Annotated in this window: 15 protein-coding genes; 8 read left to right on the top strand and 7 right to left on the bottom strand. The window is 43.8% G+C overall.

The window, feature by feature from the left end; all coding sequences use genetic code 11:
* Window positions 1–104: 104 nt before the first annotated feature.
* The 6 genes from QUA43_RS27860 (at window position 105) to QUA43_RS27835 (ending at window position 4,920) form a co-directional block, all read left to right on the top strand.
* The gene (locus QUA43_RS27860; protein WP_333378599.1) at window positions 105–398 is read left to right on the top strand and encodes an isochorismate lyase; all 294 of its coding nucleotides are present in this window, start codon (window positions 105–107) and stop codon (window positions 396–398) included.
* A gap of 85 nt (window positions 399–483) precedes the next feature.
* On the top strand, window positions 484–2,304 hold the full coding sequence (locus tag QUA43_RS27855; protein ID WP_333378596.1) for an NAD+ synthase: 1,821 nt from the start codon (window positions 484–486) through the stop codon (window positions 2,302–2,304).
* Window positions 2,258–3,253, top strand: coding sequence for a DUF192 domain-containing protein (locus tag QUA43_RS27850; protein ID WP_333378593.1), 996 nt, complete (start codon window positions 2,258–2,260; stop codon window positions 3,251–3,253). The genes QUA43_RS27855 and QUA43_RS27850 overlap by 47 nt, the downstream gene beginning before the upstream one ends.
* 171 nt (window positions 3,254–3,424) lie before the next feature.
* Window positions 3,425–3,757: a CRISPR-associated ring nuclease Crn3/Csx3 gene (gene crn3 / locus QUA43_RS27845; protein WP_333083735.1), complete on the top strand. Its 333-nt coding sequence runs from the start codon at window positions 3,425–3,427 to the stop codon at window positions 3,755–3,757.
* Between the two features lie 183 nt (window positions 3,758–3,940).
* Window positions 3,941–4,090 (top strand): hypothetical protein, encoded by a 150-nt coding sequence (locus QUA43_RS27840; RefSeq protein WP_333378590.1) that lies wholly within the window; start codon window positions 3,941–3,943, stop codon window positions 4,088–4,090.
* A 200-nt stretch (window positions 4,091–4,290) separates the two neighbouring features.
* A complete protein-coding gene (locus QUA43_RS27835; RefSeq protein ID WP_333378588.1) occupies window positions 4,291–4,920 on the top strand; it encodes a hypothetical protein in 630 nt (209 codons plus the stop codon).
* Between the two features lie 232 nt (window positions 4,921–5,152).
* Here the strand turns inward: QUA43_RS27835 and ureC are convergent, their stop codons facing one another.
* The 5 genes from ureC to QUA43_RS27810 all read right to left on the bottom strand — a co-directional run bounded on the left by ureC (window position 5,153) and on the right by QUA43_RS27810 (window position 10,261).
* Entirely contained in the window at window positions 5,153–6,931 is a 1,779-nt protein-coding gene (gene ureC / locus QUA43_RS27830) for an urease subunit alpha (RefSeq protein ID WP_333378586.1), read from the bottom strand.
* Window positions 6,932–7,108: 177 nt separating this feature from the next.
* Window positions 7,109–8,188 carry a glycosyltransferase family 61 protein gene (locus QUA43_RS27825; protein ID WP_333378584.1) on the bottom strand — a complete coding sequence of 360 codons (1,080 nt, stop codon included), beginning with the start codon at window positions 8,186–8,188 and terminating at the stop codon, window positions 7,109–7,111.
* A gap of 380 nt (window positions 8,189–8,568) precedes the next feature.
* On the bottom strand, window positions 8,569–8,886 hold the full coding sequence (locus tag QUA43_RS27820) for an urease subunit beta (RefSeq protein ID WP_333378581.1): 318 nt from the start codon (window positions 8,884–8,886) through the stop codon (window positions 8,569–8,571).
* Window positions 8,887–8,919: 33 nt separating this feature from the next.
* The gene (gene ureA / locus QUA43_RS27815; RefSeq protein ID WP_015179363.1) at window positions 8,920–9,222 is read right to left on the bottom strand and encodes an urease subunit gamma; all 303 of its coding nucleotides are present in this window, start codon (window positions 9,220–9,222) and stop codon (window positions 8,920–8,922) included.
* Between the two features lie 163 nt (window positions 9,223–9,385).
* Window positions 9,386–10,261 carry an urease accessory protein UreD gene (locus QUA43_RS27810; protein WP_333378578.1) on the bottom strand — a complete coding sequence of 292 codons (876 nt, stop codon included), beginning with the start codon at window positions 10,259–10,261 and terminating at the stop codon, window positions 9,386–9,388.
* Window positions 10,262–10,464: 203 nt separating this feature from the next.
* On the opposite strand from QUA43_RS27810, the gene fmdA reads away from it, so the two are divergent.
* Both fmdA and QUA43_RS27800 read left to right on the top strand, forming a co-directional pair.
* Entirely contained in the window at window positions 10,465–11,640 is a 1,176-nt protein-coding gene (gene fmdA, locus QUA43_RS27805; RefSeq protein ID WP_333378602.1) for a formamidase, read from the top strand.
* 163 nt (window positions 11,641–11,803) lie between these two features.
* Entirely contained in the window at window positions 11,804–12,067 is a 264-nt protein-coding gene (locus tag QUA43_RS27800) for a zinc ribbon domain-containing protein (RefSeq protein WP_333378574.1), read from the top strand.
* Window positions 12,068–12,179: 112 nt separating this feature from the next.
* On the opposite strand, the gene QUA43_RS27795 is transcribed toward QUA43_RS27800, so the two are convergent.
* Both QUA43_RS27795 and QUA43_RS27790 read right to left on the bottom strand, forming a co-directional pair.
* Window positions 12,180–13,493, bottom strand: a complete 1,314-nt coding sequence (locus tag QUA43_RS27795; protein ID WP_333378572.1) for a photosystem II assembly protein — start codon at window positions 13,491–13,493, stop codon at window positions 12,180–12,182.
* Window positions 13,486–14,409 (bottom strand): radical SAM protein, encoded by a 924-nt coding sequence (locus tag QUA43_RS27790; RefSeq protein ID WP_333378569.1) that lies wholly within the window; start codon window positions 14,407–14,409, stop codon window positions 13,486–13,488. Before QUA43_RS27790 ends, QUA43_RS27795 begins: the two co-directional genes overlap by 8 nt.
* Window positions 14,410–14,790: the final 381 nt, after the last annotated feature.

Raw genomic sequence — 14,790 nt, 5'->3', positions numbered from 1 at the left:
AATTTTGCACACCCTTCATCGGGCTGCAAAGATGCCCACGTCATAACTGTACTCAGTTTGACGTGGGAGTATGTCACAATAGAAGCTATTAAGGAGTGCCGACTATGAAAGACCCTGATGAATGCGCGAATATTCACGAAGTTCGGGAGGAAATTGATATCATCGATCGAGAAGTGATCGAGGCTTTGAGCAAGAGATTTCAATACGTCATCGCGGCAGCAAGGTTCAAAACGAGTGAAGCTAGCGTTAGATCGTTCGATCGCTTTCACGATATGTTACAGCAGCGGCGCGAGTGGGCTCAAGAATCGGGTTTGAATCCTGATGTGGTTGAAAATATTTACCGGGATTTGGTACATTATTATATTGAGGAAGAGTTGAAACATTACAAATCTGAGTAATCTTTCGCTACATTCAAATCTAGGACTATAGGAAAGTGAGTCCGCGCGCGGACTGTTAGCAATATTTATTAGGTGATTTGGTGAGATGAAAATTGCGATCGCACAACTCAACCCTACTATTGGTGATATCTTGGGCAACTCCAACCTAATTCTGGAGGCTGCGAAAAAAGCTGAGGTTGAGGGCGCAAACTTATTGCTAACACCGGAACTTTCCCTGATCGGTTATCCGCCGCGCGATTTGTTAATCAATCCGAGTTTCATTGCAGATGCAGGTGCACAGTTGCTGCAACTGGCGCAAGCTTTGCCGCCGGAGTTGGCAGTCATAGCAGGCACTGCCTTACCTAATACTAATGCTGTTAAACTCGGCGGAAAATCATTGTTTAATAGCGCTGTTTTGTTGCAAAATGGCGCAGTCAAACAAGTTTTTCATAAACGCTTGTTGCCTACTTATGATGTATTTGATGAAGATAGATATTTTGAACCTGGCGAAAACAGCAATTACTTTTATATTGGCGAAGTCAAAATCGGCGTGACAATCTGTGAAGATTTGTGGAACAATGAGGAGTTTTGGGGTAAACGCAGTTACGCGGGCGATCCTGTTTCCGATTTGGCAAAATTGGGTGTAGATTTAGTGGTGAATTTGTCGGCATCGCCTTATTCTGCGGGGAAGCGGGGAGTGCGATCGGCGATGTTGCAGCACAGCGTCATCCGCTGCGGGCTACCGATTATTTACGCTAATCAGGTAGGGGGAAATGACGATATTATTTTTGACGGCAGCAGTTTTGCTGTGAATCGAAAGGGTGATTTAATTCAGGTATTAGCTTCTTTTGAAACGGATTTTGCGGTGCTGGAATATGACGCACCTAAACAAGATTTAGTTGCCAGCGGGAACGGGCAAGATGCCCGTTCCACAACTGATTTGGGATTAGGTGAAGGACAACAAAAACTAGGTTCGATCGGCAGTGGCGTTGGCAGCGGCGGGAACGGGCAAGATGCCCGTTCCACAACAGATTTAAGTTTTCATCCGGCAGAAGGAGATGCCGAAATTTGGGCGGCTTTGGTTTTGGGAGTACGAGATTATGTTCGCAAGTGCGGTTTTTCTAAGGTTGTACTCGGTTTGAGTGGCGGGATAGATTCGGCTTTGGTGGCTGCGATCGCCAGTTGCGCGATCGGGCCCGAAAATGTTCTAGGGGTGTTGATGCCTTCTCCTTACAGTTCGGATCATTCGGTTAATGATGCTTTGGAATTAGCCCGAAATCTGGGCATCGCGATCGAACTATTGCCGATCGGCGATTTGATGAAAACTTACGATCGCACCCTCGCCGATTTGTTTTTCAACACAACTTTCGGCATTGCTGAGGAAAATATTCAATCGCGGATTCGAGGCAATCTGTTGATGGCAATTTCTAATAAGTTCGGACATTTGCTACTTTCGACGGGCAATAAGTCGGAAATGGCGGTGGGTTACTGCACTCTCTACGGCGATATGAATGGGGGATTGGCGGTGATTTCCGATGTGCCGAAAACTCGCGTTTATTCGCTTTGTCGGTGGCTAAATTCTGGGAGTGGGAAGGTAAAAAATCAGACCCTGTTGGGAAAGGAAATTATTCCGGTTAATATTATTACTAAAGCACCGAGTGCTGAACTGAAACCTGGCCAAATTGACCAAGATTCTTTGCCGGATTACGATGTTTTGGATGACATCTTGCAGCGGTTGATCGAATATCACGAATCGGCCCAACAAATTGTCGCTGCAGGACACGATGAAGCCGTGGTTAAACGTGTAGTAAAATTAGTCAGGCAAGCGGAGTTTAAACGGCGGCAAGCAGCCCCTGGTTTGAAAATTAGCGATCGAGCTTTTGGTACCGGTTGGCGAATGCCGATCGCCAAATCTTCCTTCTATTAAACGCATCATTAAACGCAAAATGGTTAACATCGACGGTACTTTCGGCTTCGATTTTCTCCTGGGAACTCTCAGCAACGATACGATTAGAGGATTTGCGGGTAATGACACTATTCAAGGTTTGGGGGGAAATGACCGAGTTTTTGGCGATCGGGAAAATGATTTGCTGGCCGGAAATGAAGGCGCTGATACGCTGTCTGGCGGGCAGGGAAGCGATACAATCTATGGAGGACAAGGTGAAGATTGGATTTTTGGCGATCGGGGTAACGATTTGCTAATAGGTGGCGAAGCCAGGGATATCTTGACAGGAGGCGCGGGGGACGATTTATTTGTGATTGAAAAAACCGCCGCCACATCTACTATTACTGAAGCCGATATAATTACAGATTTTGGCAACGGGAATGATAAAATTGTCTTAACAGAAGGCATGAAGTTTAGTGATTTAGAGCTTTCTGTTTCCGACAACCAAACTATTATGAAAGATAAAAACTCTGGTAATTATTTAGGAGTTGTTTCGGGAAACCCTAATCTGACTGAATCCAACTTTATGTCGCTGTTTGGCGCGATAGATATGGGTCAGCTTTTGCCAATTTCTGTTGACACGATTATAGCCGATCGCGCGATCGGACTGGAAGTTGCCAAAACTCCCCAAGAACAAGCCACAGGTTTAATGTTTCGCACAGAATTGCCGGATGACAGGGGAATGCTTTTCCCGATCGAACCCGCGCGAAACGTGCGTTTTTGGATGAAAAACGTGTTTATTGAGCTCGATATGGTTTTTCTGCGGGAAGGCGTAGTGCAGGCGATAATTCCTAACGTACCGCCGTGTTTGAGCGAAACCTGCCCCAACTACGGCCCGGATGTTCCCGTTGATGGAGTTATTGAACTCAGAGGCGGAAGGGCGGCCCAATTGGGATTGAAAGTTGGCGATCGGATTCCCAATTTACCCTAAAAAGGTAGATGATATCATGTCTGTTTGATTCGGACTTGTATGATGTTAAATTTTGTAGGGGCGGGTTCACCAACAATAATTGCCCATAATCTACAATATAATAAACCCGCCCCCGCCCATACTACCGGACATGATATGATTTTATCGCAGCATTCAACATTTGTGCATCCAATGAATCCTATTGAATTAAAAATAATCCCCCATCAAACTCAAGACGGTTTAGCTTACCAACATTTGCGCTTGCGAATTACAACTCAAGACGGTATCATCACACCCGACGATTTGCAAGGTTTGAAACTTCCTCAAGACGTTCAATTGAGCCAAGGAATTGTCATTGAAGGTAGAGGAGCAATTTGGCTGTACGGGTATTTAGTGCACGAATGTCATCCTGCCGCTTGGGTGGGATGTTACGATCCGCGATTAGAAGGTGCGGTGGTAGTAGCGACGCACAAGCACGAGGTATCTGTTGGACAGGTATTAAAATTGAGTTTACCAAGCGATTAAGACTCTCCTAAGTTTGAGGTGATAATAAATAAAAATAAAACTTCCCGTGGTGGTGGCATCTTACCTGCGTTAGCGACAGGCTAACACTACTGTTTCCACCACAAATCCAGGAGAGTCGCGATTAAATAAATTACAGCGTTTTGAGTGAATAGTCCAGACTTTTGTGCACCAGACTATCCAGTTATGAATGCCCATCGCTGCAGAATTGCTGTGGGAGGAATTGATATAAATGGCAGGAGAGATAAATTCTCTAACCGTGCAGGTTCCCAACCTTTGGATTATGTAGTTTCTCCGGGAGTAGATATCTTTTCTACAACTCGCTATCACACCTAGGAAACCGAATATCTCACCTTTACTCAAAGAACACGATCGGGACTTACGCACTCCGACAGAGAAACCGGGTTTTTTACCGAATCGGCGGGTCACAACGTAGTATTTTCCTAAAAAACCCGGTTTCTGAACCCCCGTGCACAAGCCCTAGCAAAAAATGGTTTGACGCGCAATATACTGTTGTTAGCTCTTAGTTATTAATTATGGCAAATTACAGAACAGTGTGGTTTTTTAACAGTCTAACTTTAGTATTTGTAGGGCTAGTGACGGCGTGTCTAAGTTTATTTGGTTCTTCAGTAAAAGGGTTATTTTTGCCGCCTTGCTCTGCCACGTATCCGGGTGCAGGTTTCTTTTTCTTGGCGTTTCAAATGTTATTTTATTTATCGGTAATGGTGTGCGCTTTTACCTTTGGATTGCTGAGAATTATTCAACCCGATCGCCCAGAAAATCAATTTATTTTATATTCGGCACTGTTTGCAGGTTGCTTTCTGTTCAATGAAGTTTTTCGCACCCACGTTCATCTGGGACGTGCGGGTTTTCCGAAAGCGACAATTGTCATATTTTACGCCTGGGTGGCAATTGCATACGGATTAGCTTTTCGGAGACAAATTCGCTCGACTCCCTATCCTTTACTGCTGAGTGGCGTTGGTTTGTTATTTGTTGCCTTTTTTGTAGAAGCGCTGCCTTTAAAAAACGAGATAATTTCGAGCTTGCTGGAGGGAATACCGAAACTGTTGAGCGGAATTAATATTGCACTTTATTTTTGGTTTTTGTGTCATGGTTTGATAGTGCGATCGCTCAATTTTTCTAACAGCAAATCACATCCAGAATGAAGTAAGATGAAAATTTGCAGTTGGGTGGGGGCGGGTTTTTGAGATTGTCGGTTTTTGGCAAATCTTGTTGGTAAAACAAGCCCCTACATGATTGTATAATAGGTTAAAACTGAGATATTGAACCAGTGTCAATTAGCTTTTTAGGAACAGGCAAGATGCCTGTTCCACAAGAAAATTTATATTTTGTGGAACTGGCATCTTGCCCGTTCTTTACAATGGTGCAAGATATCAGTTAAAACAAAAAGTACCGCTGCGCCATTGGCAAAACTGTTGCCGGTTCGCAAGTTAACAATTCCCCATCCGCCCTGACTTCATAAGTTTCTGGATCGACTTCCATTTGTGGCAAATAATCGTTGAGTTTCATGTCTCTTTTACTAATTTGCCGTGTGCCGGAAACTGCTACAGTGGGCTTTTGCAAACCGAGCTGTGCGGCAATATCTCGATCGCGCGCAGCTTGGGAAACAAACGTCATACAAGTCGCCCCAATCGCACCGCCAAAACTGCCAAACATCGGCCGCATATGCACCGGTTGCGGCGTCGGAATGCTGGCGTTAGCATCTCCCATCTGCCCATAGGCGATCGCCCCTCCTTTAATTACCAGTTCCGGTTTCACCCCAAAAAAAGCCGGCCGCCACAAACACAAATCCGCCAATTTCCCCTCTTCCACCGAACCGACATACTGACTAATTCCGTGAGTAATCGCCGGATTAATTGTATATTTCGCAATGTACCGCTTCACCCGAAAATTGTCATTTCGACCCTCTGTTTCCCCCCCTTGCCAAGGGGGGGTTAGGGGGGGTAAATTTGTTGCCCCCCCTTGGTAAGGGGGGGTTAGGGGGGGTAAATTCCCCCTTTGAACCTTCATTTTATGTGCCGTTTGCCAAGTCCGAATAATCACCTCTCCCACTCTTCCCATCGCCTGAGAATCAGAAGAAATCATACTAAACGCACCTAAATCGTGCAAAATATCCTCAGCAGCAATAGTTTCCCTTCTAATTCTCGATTCAGCAAAAGCCACATCTTCAGGAATGCCTCGATCCAAATGGTGGCAAACCATCAACATATCTAAATGTTCTTCTAAAGTATTGACAGTGTAAGGGCGAGTCGGGTTAGTTGACGAGGGCAAAACATTAGCTTGTCCGCACACTTTAATAATATCCGGTGCGTGTCCGCCACCAGCACCTTCAGTGTGGTAAGTGTGAATAGCGCGATTCTTAAAAGCCGCAATTGTAGCTTCCACAAATCCCGCTTCATTGAGAGTATCGGTGTGAATTGCAACTTGCACGTCGTACTCGTCAGCTACACTCAAACAAGTGTCGATCGTTGCTGGTGTAGTTCCCCAATCTTCGTGGAGTTTCAAACCCATTGCACCGGCAAAAATTTGTTCAACTAATCCTTGAGGTTGACTGCTATTTCCTTTACCTAAAAAACCTAGATTTACGGGGAAAGCGTCAGCAGCTTGCAGCATTCGGTACATATGCCAAGGCCCCGGAGTACAAGTTGTGGCGTTTGTACCTGTTGCAGGGCCAGTGCCGCCGCCGATCATTGTCGTGATGCCGGAGGCGATCGCCACTTCTATTTGTTGTGGGCAAATAAAGTGAATGTGAGCGTCAATTCCCCCAGCCGTGAGAATCATTCCTTCACCCGCAATTACTTCAGTACCAGGCCCGATAATAATATCTACCCTATCTTGAATGTAAGGATTTCCGGCTTTACCAATTTTGTAAATTTTGCCGTCTTTAATGCCTACATCTGCTTTAACAATTCCCCACCAGTCTAATATTAAAGCATTAGTAATTACCGTGTCAACAGCGCCGTCTGCATTAGAAATCGGCGATTGTCCCATGCCATCTCGGATGACTTTGCCACCGCCAAATTTAACTTCATCTCCGTAGGTTGTGAAGTCTTGTTCAACTTCAATGAATAATTCTGTATCGGCTAATCGGACGCGATCGCCCACAGTCGGCCCGAAGGTTTCCGCGTAGGCGCGACGATCCATTCTGTAACTCATGCTCGCTCCTAATATTAATAAATTTTTAGTTGGCAGTTGAGACCCACTTGAATTATAGTATGTGACGAGTTCCTCAATCTGAAACAGTAAAAAAAATACAACATTAGGCAAGCTTTAAACCCCGATCGGCATCAATTCTTGCCAATCGAAAATCGAAAATGCTATCCAGGGGTAAATTTACTCCAGCATTTTCGGGATTTCCCTTTTTAAAATCTCCACATCTACCGTCATATCCATGCCAATGAAACTCCAATCTTCCGCTACATTGTTGTCATCAACCATACGAGAGTATTCTAATCCCAATAGCTGGCAAATGTAATAGAAATATGGCGGAGTGTACCCTCCATAAAAGAATTCCAATACTTTCGTCCCCGGCTGACACCACAGCAAATTTGTAAAACCAGCCCCGTGAGGGCCGACAACCACCGTCGCTTCTGCAAACAGACGAATTTGTTCATCAACAGTGCGCGAGATATCTTCCAAAATTTCAAAATCAAATTCTTTCAAAACCTCTCGCACTTGTACTTCATTTTTAACCTGACGCCGGCCACTTCTAGACAGATAAAGTTTTCTATAAGGCTTTACCTTTTCCTTAAGACAGAATTTTTTCCGCAAAAGCTTTATATCGTAAGGACTGGGAAAATACCAGTCTTGATTGTTTCCCACCACCACACTTTCTGCATGATATCCGGTATCTCTAGCCCGAGTGTCGATTAGTGAACTTTCAGGAATACCGAGTTTAGTCATAAAGCCCAACTCAAAATCTGTATGTCGTAAAGGATAACAAATTTTGGCTTCTTGCCAAATTTCCTTACCTAAAGCCTTCTCAATTCGACAAAGTTTAGCCAGCACAAAAATGATAAAATCATAATAACTGCACCACAAATGCGACCAAGGAGCAACTACAAGGGGATAGGTAATTTTGTTAGGTTTGTAAGGCCATTCCAGAATGCCCGCACCGCTAATCCGAAAATCCAAGTCTAAAAGCAACTTCTTATTCAGCAGCGTGTTCCCAGACGTACAAATAGTTAGAGAATTTCTTTTTTGATTCAGGGAAATCTTCCAAACATAATCTGGGTCAAAAGACACGGTTTTTTCCGTGGCAAAAAACCGAGAAGGCACTTTTTTTACCGAGGTTAATGCGGGTATATTGATGGGTTCATGCTGCTTTTTATAAACGATGCTGTCATCTAACAATTTGATGCTGGTGCGCCGATCTAACGGGGTTCTCCAGACACGCCTTGATGTTGCAAGCAAGCTCTGCTTCAAGGTCTGTTTGATCTGGTCAACTAATTTTGGGTTCATCACGCGCTTGTGCTGTATATCTTGGCAGTTTTAACAACCACGGTATACCGCAAACTGCAGATTGTAACTAGCTCAAAAGTAGGAGATTGAACTAACAAAAAAAAGCCCGAAGGCAGTTATACAGAAGGCAGAGAAAAAGTTTTGAGATGGCTTTGTCACTCTCCAGGCATAGGGCTGGAAGTGATACCATGTTAGATTGGGGATTGCAGATGACTTATTACTATCATAGTGTGGATATTTCCTACAGTTGCATTCTTTTTGGAAACTGGCATAACTTTGAAGTTAAAAAGTTTCAAATTCCCAAATCAACAATCGTGAACGGTCATCTGGCTTCATACTTCAGCATCCAGATGACCGTTCACTTTTCCATTAAAGCCGTAGACTTCACGACTACCTACAAAAGGTACTAATTGCACTTCCCTTTCATCTCCGGGTTCAAACCTAACTGCTGTTCCCGCCGGAATATCCAACCGCATTCCTTTTGCTTGTTCTCGATTAAATTCTAAGGCTTCGTTGGCCTCATAAAAGTGATAGTGTGAACCAATTTGAATGGGGCGATCGCCTTTATTTCCTACAACCAACCGTACTGTTTCACGCCCTGCATTGAGTTCTATTTCGCCTGCTGAAACAATCATTTCTCCTGGAATCATTTTTTCCTCCTGTGAGTCTCTGTGGTTGATTTTTTAACGGATCGGATCGTGCACTGTTACCAACTTAGTTCCGTCGGGGAAAGTCGCCTCAACCTGGACTTCATGCACCATTTCTGGTATCCCTTCCATCACATCTTCCCGCGTCAGGAGAGTTGTTCCATAACTCATTAAATCGGCGACGGTGAGGCCATCTCTTGCTCCTTCTAAAATGGCGGCGGAAATGTAAGCTAGGGCTTCTGGATAGTTTAATTTTAAACCTCTTTGTTTCCGGCGCTCTGCTACCAGGGCGGCGGTGAAAATCAGCAGTTTGTCTTTTTCTTGGGGGGTGAGTTGCATTTTTATTCTTGTAAGTGCGATCGCATTCTTTGGTTATGATATCTTTTACGGTTGTTTGTGAATGATTAAACCGCAAAGGGCGCAGAGGGCGCAGAGTTTCCAGAAGAGAGAGATGAATAATCTAGTTAGGAGGGCAACTATACATTGAAACTCAAAGATCATCCTATTTTATCCAAACTCTGGGCAAACAGCAAGGGCGTTGTGAAAAAGACAAGCGCAGCAAGTGCCAAATGCTGACAAACCAGTCTCTCGCTGCGGTTGTGGATGTACCGCGATATCGGCACAGCAAACCGTTAGGAATACGAGTCACGCCGACCGTGGAATCACCTGGATAAATTGTTGCCTCAAATGGCAAATCTCGCACTTTTTGCACGAGTTCCGCTGTAACAGATTCGCCTACCCAAGCGAGGGTGGCGACTACGGGTTTTCCTGCGAGACCGTGAGGACTTTCGAGCATTTTTTCTCCACCTTTGAGCAATTGTCTGTCAATCCATAAAGGGCTGTTTTGTTGCCAGACTTCGGTGTGCGATCGCCATTCTCCCGACAAGAACTTTTCGCCCCTTGCACTGCGTCCAAAACGCGTAATTTCCCACAGTAAAATCCTCGCTGTTGGTGCTAATTCCACCCGCAAATTTTGCCGATATATTGCGCCGTCAAAAACTATTGTTTCCTGTGGCAGCCATTCTAAATTAGCACCGATATCTAGTTGAATGTCAATATTTTGTTGTGATTCTAGTCCGCTGCTGCGATAGATTTTACCAGCGGCGGCCGTGGTAATCAAGCCTTTGGCGTTGGGTTGGAGGTGAAAATGGCTGGAAAGTCGATCGCCCCCGACAACTCCCCCAGCCGTGTGCAAAATTACGCTGTGACAAACGTCTTTCCCTTCAGGATAAAACGGGCGCTGCACCTTGAGGGGCGCTTGCATTTCATTGCGAATGATTTGAGTTTTGCCGTTGCGGTTGGCGTAGGTTAAATTCAGGTAGCCGTGCCATCCATTTTTAACGTTATCTGTATCTTGTGCGATCGAAGTTTCAGTCACAGATTTTTGAAATTCAAAACATTCACTATCAAAAACATACCACAAATGCCGCGCAGCCCGGTTATTTTATAAATAATGATAATCGTTATCTGAGATATTTTTCGGATCGGCACTGATTAGTATAACAATTTACATTTATCAAGCATCTGATCGGGGAAGATGCCCATACCATGTACAAATTAGTAACTAGAGGAGTGCAGACTATGCCTCAAGTTCTCTTCAAAGTTGATTTGACCAAACCGATGTCAGAACAGGAATTAGTCGGTCACAATCGCTGGCATCCAGATATTCCAGCAGTAGTTTCCGTCAATCCCGGCGATGTATTTCGCATCGAGTGCAAAGACTGGACAGACGGACAAATTAAAAATGACGACAGTCCCGACGACATTCGCGATGTAGACTTAACAGTAGTTCACGTTTTGAGCGGGCCAATTTACGTTAACGGCGCGCAGCCGGGGGATATTCTAGTAGTCGATATCCTCGACATCGGGGCTTTGCAAGGAGACGAATGGGGTTTTACGGGAATTTTTGCTAAAGAAAACGGTGGCGGTTTCTTGACCGAACATTTTCCGACTGCTGCTAAAGCAATTTGGGATTTTCAGGGAATTTATACCGCTTCCCGACACATACCAAAAGTCAGGTTTGCTGGGATTACTCATCCGGGTTTAATCGGCTGCGCTCCTTCTCAGGAATTGTTGAATAAATGGAACAAACGGGAAGCGGAATTAGTAGCAACAAATCCCGACCGAGTGCCGCCTTTGGCAGCACTGCCGAACTCCAAGAATGCAGTTTTGGGGTCGCTGCAAGGGGCAGAATTCGAGCGAGTTGCGGCAGAAGCGGCGCGCACAGTTCCTCCCCGCGAACACGGCGGCAATTGCGATATTAAAAACCTGTCGCGGGGTTCGAGAATTTATTTCCCGGTTTATGTCGAAGGCGCGAAACTTTCGATGGGAGATATTCACTTTTCTCAAGGAGACGGGGAGATTTCATTCTGCGGGGCAATTGAAATGTCGGGTTACATCGACCTCCACGTTGATATTATCAAAGGTGGCATGGATAAATACGCGATGGTCAACCCGATTTTCAAACCCGGGCCGGTGGAACCCCGCTATTCTGAGTACCTCGTTTTTGAAGGGATTTCTGTTGATGAATTTACGGGTCAGCAGTATTATCTGGATGCCCACGTTGCTTATCGCCGAGCTTGTTTGAATGCGATCGAATATTTGAAAAAGTTTGGTTTTACCGGAGAACAAGCGTATTTACTGTTAAGCTGTGCTCCTGTTGAGGGTCGCATCAGCGGCATTGTGGATATTCCCAATGCTTGCTGCACTATTGCTTTACCGACAGAAATTTTCCAGATGGATATTCTGCCATCTTAATTACAGGATTTACGCACAGATTCGCTTTTGTAGGGTGCGCCGAAGCGCACCTTACCCCCACAAATAGTCTAAAAATTGCTTTCTTGCGTAAGTCCTCAATTAGTATGGCGGGTGCTGGTTCCAGCCTACTCTTTGCATCCCAAATCTACAATCAAAAATTGATATGCCTCTTTACGATTTTAAGTGTGAAACTTGCGGCATTTTTGATAAGTGGCGCCCTCTTGCAGAAGCAGATACACCCGTGCTTTGCCCGAGTTGCGAAAGAGTTGCTAAACGTATCTTTTCGCCGCCGATGATTTTAACTGGAAAGCTGCGGTTGAAAGGTCAAGAAAATCGGGAACCGCAGGTAGTTAAGCGTTCTGAGGAACCTAAACCGCAGCGGAATCGCGAACACCGAGGGGGACGACCTTGGATGATCGGTCACTGATGCAGTCCGACAGTCAGGCAGGGGTTGAAACCCCTGCCTCGCAGCTCGCATTCGTCTAAAAAAGCAGCAAAAAAGGTCAAAAACTATGTCACAAATTTTAACTGTTTTGTACTTATTTTTTTGCTAAAATCACATAGTCATCAACTGAATAATTTAAGTCATAAGGTAACTTAAAGTGCTGGCGAAAAAGTGGACTTATAAATTTCTGAACTGATAAATTTTCTCTAGCAAACTTTCCAAAGTTAGGATGAGATGTCCTGCTACCTGTTGAACTTAAATATTTATACCAAACTAAGTTTAAACCCAGCTCATCAACAAATTGTTGTACGACACTTAGCTCCTGTTGGTCATCATCAATTTGACGAACATTGTAAGGTTTAAGCAGCTTTTTTTCTTGAATAATTAGCAATACGTAACCCGCATCAATCAGGCTGTTTGTAAATATATCCTTGTAAATGTGAAGGGATTTTTCTCTTCTCTCCTCATCGTTAAAAAAACAGTGAGAAATTACTATAAAATCAAAGAATTTTTTCGGAAGTCTTTTAGATTGATTTTCCCCATCAAAGATACTAGAAGTGTCAAAACGAAAGTAAGCATTCATCGCCTGGGGTTCCATGTACTGCCGCCAAAACTGGAGTCCGCGATATTGAAAAGCTTTTTGCTGTTCCAGAGAGTAGTAGGATATGTGCATTGGCGGCATTGAAAAAAAGTTGCTACTGCTTTGCAGCAACAAACCAAGTCCGTAAGCAACTGTACCCGGCCCAGCGGCAATATCGAGGATATTGACTTTAGTTGGTAATAACCCTGCCTTGTAAATGAAAAACCAAGCTAGATATGTACAATAGACGTTATCTAGGAAATATCTCATTAAATAGATGTGAGGACTGAGTTCAAAACTGTATTGCGGATCTTGTCCTTCTTTCAGTTTCTGTATATCGTCAATAGCTTGTTTAAGTAAATAATCAATATTGTTTTTTTCGCGGTTCAACTTATTAAGATCATTCTTGATAAAGCCAGCCAAATGTTGTTCAAAATTATTAAATACTTTGTCATCAATGCCAGTGCATTGAATCATACTTGCATCGCATTCTATCAATTTGAAAGATTTTGAAATATATTCAATGAACTTTGTGTCGGGAAACAAGGTTAATTCATCAATCCGCCCCAGCGAATCGTCAAGTTGCCCGAAGCTTAGTTGCATTTCTAATTCTTCTAAATGGCGATCGGCTTCTTTGATGCGGTCATTTTTTTTCTGCAATAACTTCTCAAGCTGTACGCGCTCTTTAAATAGCTTCTGCTGCCATGAGAATTTTGCCCCGGAATTTTCTATTTGTTTTAACAGTTGTTGGGCAAGTCGATTATTTTGACTCTTAACGGCTTCGTTAAACTTATGGGAACGCCACCAATTGACGAGCGGATTACTCATAGCCAAATCCCTCTTTACCTTCCATAATCTCAACTCCCGGAAGCATCGCAATTAATTTATTTTTAAACTTGCGATAACTCTGTTGTTCGCTATTGTACCACCAAGCATACTTTTGTTTAAGAGCTAATGCTTCCGATCGCGTTGACGCAATTAGCGATCGCCCGTTGCTGGCATGAAAATCCTGAATCACCACTCGATCTACAACTGCCAGCTTGCTAATAAAATTAGCTTCATCTTCCGGTAAGGTAGGGAGTAGTGGCGTCACAGTTATAGAAAATCTGACTTCGCAATTTTCTCGGTAAGGAAAGCTATCTCTTAGTTTTGCCATAGCTTTGAGTCTTGCAGGAATACTCGGCGATTTTGGTTCAAAATCTTTCCTCACTTTTTCGCTACCAGTGGGAATGCTCATGTTAATTCGCAACCGCTGAAATTGCTGTAAAATATCGATATCTCTAGTTATCATAGGACTGCGAGTTTGGATAACCAGCGTCGGTTGATAGGGAAGCATCACTGGTAACAAGTACCTAGTTAATAGTTTTTTAGATTCAATGGGCTGATACGGATCTGTGACACTACTCATGTAAATGCTAGGTGGTCGATCCGGGTTTTTATTGTACCAACTATGCAAATCTTTCTTGAGAATTTCCGCTGCATTTTCTTTGATAATTACCCAATTTCCCCAATCCTGGCGCATCTGTGAATTAGGGCTAAAAGCAGCAGCATAACAATAGCTGCATCCGTACTGACAGCCGCGATAAGGATTTAGCGTGAAATCGTAAGCACTGATAAATCCAGTAGCTTTGTTAAGCACTGACTGTGCATTTTGTGCATACACTTTAGAACTTCCGAAGTTCTCTTTGAGTGCGACAGTGTGTTTCTCGCCGGCGGAATATCCTTCATACTGAGACTTTACCATGATTGAACCTGCTACAGTATTAAAATGGAAAATGTTTAGAAATTAGAAAGGTGATCGCGCTTCACTCTTACTACTTCACTGTACCGCACTCAACAAATGTCAGTCAAACACTGGGGAATTACTCAACTTTACAACAATTTTTTTGAATAACCAACAAGTCAGCTCTTTAAACTCAGTGACAGCGATGATATTTTAGCACAACTGCTGGAATTAAACCTATAACTGGCAGAAAAAGAAAAACGGGGAGAATCGGTAGTTGGGCCTTGTGTCCCAACTGACTACAAATACTAATCGCTGTAATCATAACTTTTGTAAATTTGCGTATAATCACATAGATTGTTGATAGAGATCACAAACACTCTAGTCTAAAAACAGAGATAC

This window comes from Microcoleus sp. N9_B4 (assembly GCF_036701635.1).
In the GTDB taxonomy this organism is placed as follows: domain Bacteria; phylum Cyanobacteriota; class Cyanobacteriia; order Cyanobacteriales; family Microcoleaceae; genus Microcoleus.
The sequence above is the reverse complement of the archived record's forward strand: the minus strand, read 5'-3'. Positions and strand labels throughout refer to the sequence as shown.

Excerpts from the sequence above, each read along its gene's own strand:
- QUA43_RS27860 (WP_333378599.1), top strand. The coding sequence starts at position 105 with ATGAAAGACCCTGATGAATGCGCGAATATTCACGAAGTTCGGGAGGAA.
- QUA43_RS27855 (WP_333378596.1), top strand. The coding sequence starts at position 484 with ATGAAAATTGCGATCGCACAACTCAACCCTACTATTGGTGATATCTTG.
- crn3 (WP_333083735.1), top strand. The coding sequence starts at position 3,425 with ATGAATCCTATTGAATTAAAAATAATCCCCCATCAAACTCAAGACGGT.
- QUA43_RS27840 (WP_333378590.1), top strand. The coding sequence starts at position 3,941 with ATGAATGCCCATCGCTGCAGAATTGCTGTGGGAGGAATTGATATAAAT.
- QUA43_RS27835 (WP_333378588.1), top strand. The coding sequence starts at position 4,291 with ATGGCAAATTACAGAACAGTGTGGTTTTTTAACAGTCTAACTTTAGTA.
- ureC (WP_333378586.1), bottom strand. The coding sequence starts at position 6,931 with ATGAGTTACAGAATGGATCGTCGCGCCTACGCGGAAACCTTCGGGCCG.
- QUA43_RS27820 (WP_333378581.1), bottom strand. The coding sequence starts at position 8,886 with ATGATTCCAGGAGAAATGATTGTTTCAGCAGGCGAAATAGAACTCAAT.
- ureA (WP_015179363.1), bottom strand. The coding sequence starts at position 9,222 with ATGCAACTCACCCCCCAAGAAAAAGACAAACTGCTGATTTTCACCGCC.
- fmdA (WP_333378602.1), top strand. The coding sequence starts at position 10,465 with ATGCCTCAAGTTCTCTTCAAAGTTGATTTGACCAAACCGATGTCAGAA.
- QUA43_RS27800 (WP_333378574.1), top strand. The coding sequence starts at position 11,804 with ATGCCTCTTTACGATTTTAAGTGTGAAACTTGCGGCATTTTTGATAAG.
- QUA43_RS27795 (WP_333378572.1), bottom strand. The coding sequence starts at position 13,493 with ATGAGTAATCCGCTCGTCAATTGGTGGCGTTCCCATAAGTTTAACGAA.
- QUA43_RS27790 (WP_333378569.1), bottom strand. The coding sequence starts at position 14,409 with ATGGTAAAGTCTCAGTATGAAGGATATTCCGCCGGCGAGAAACACACT.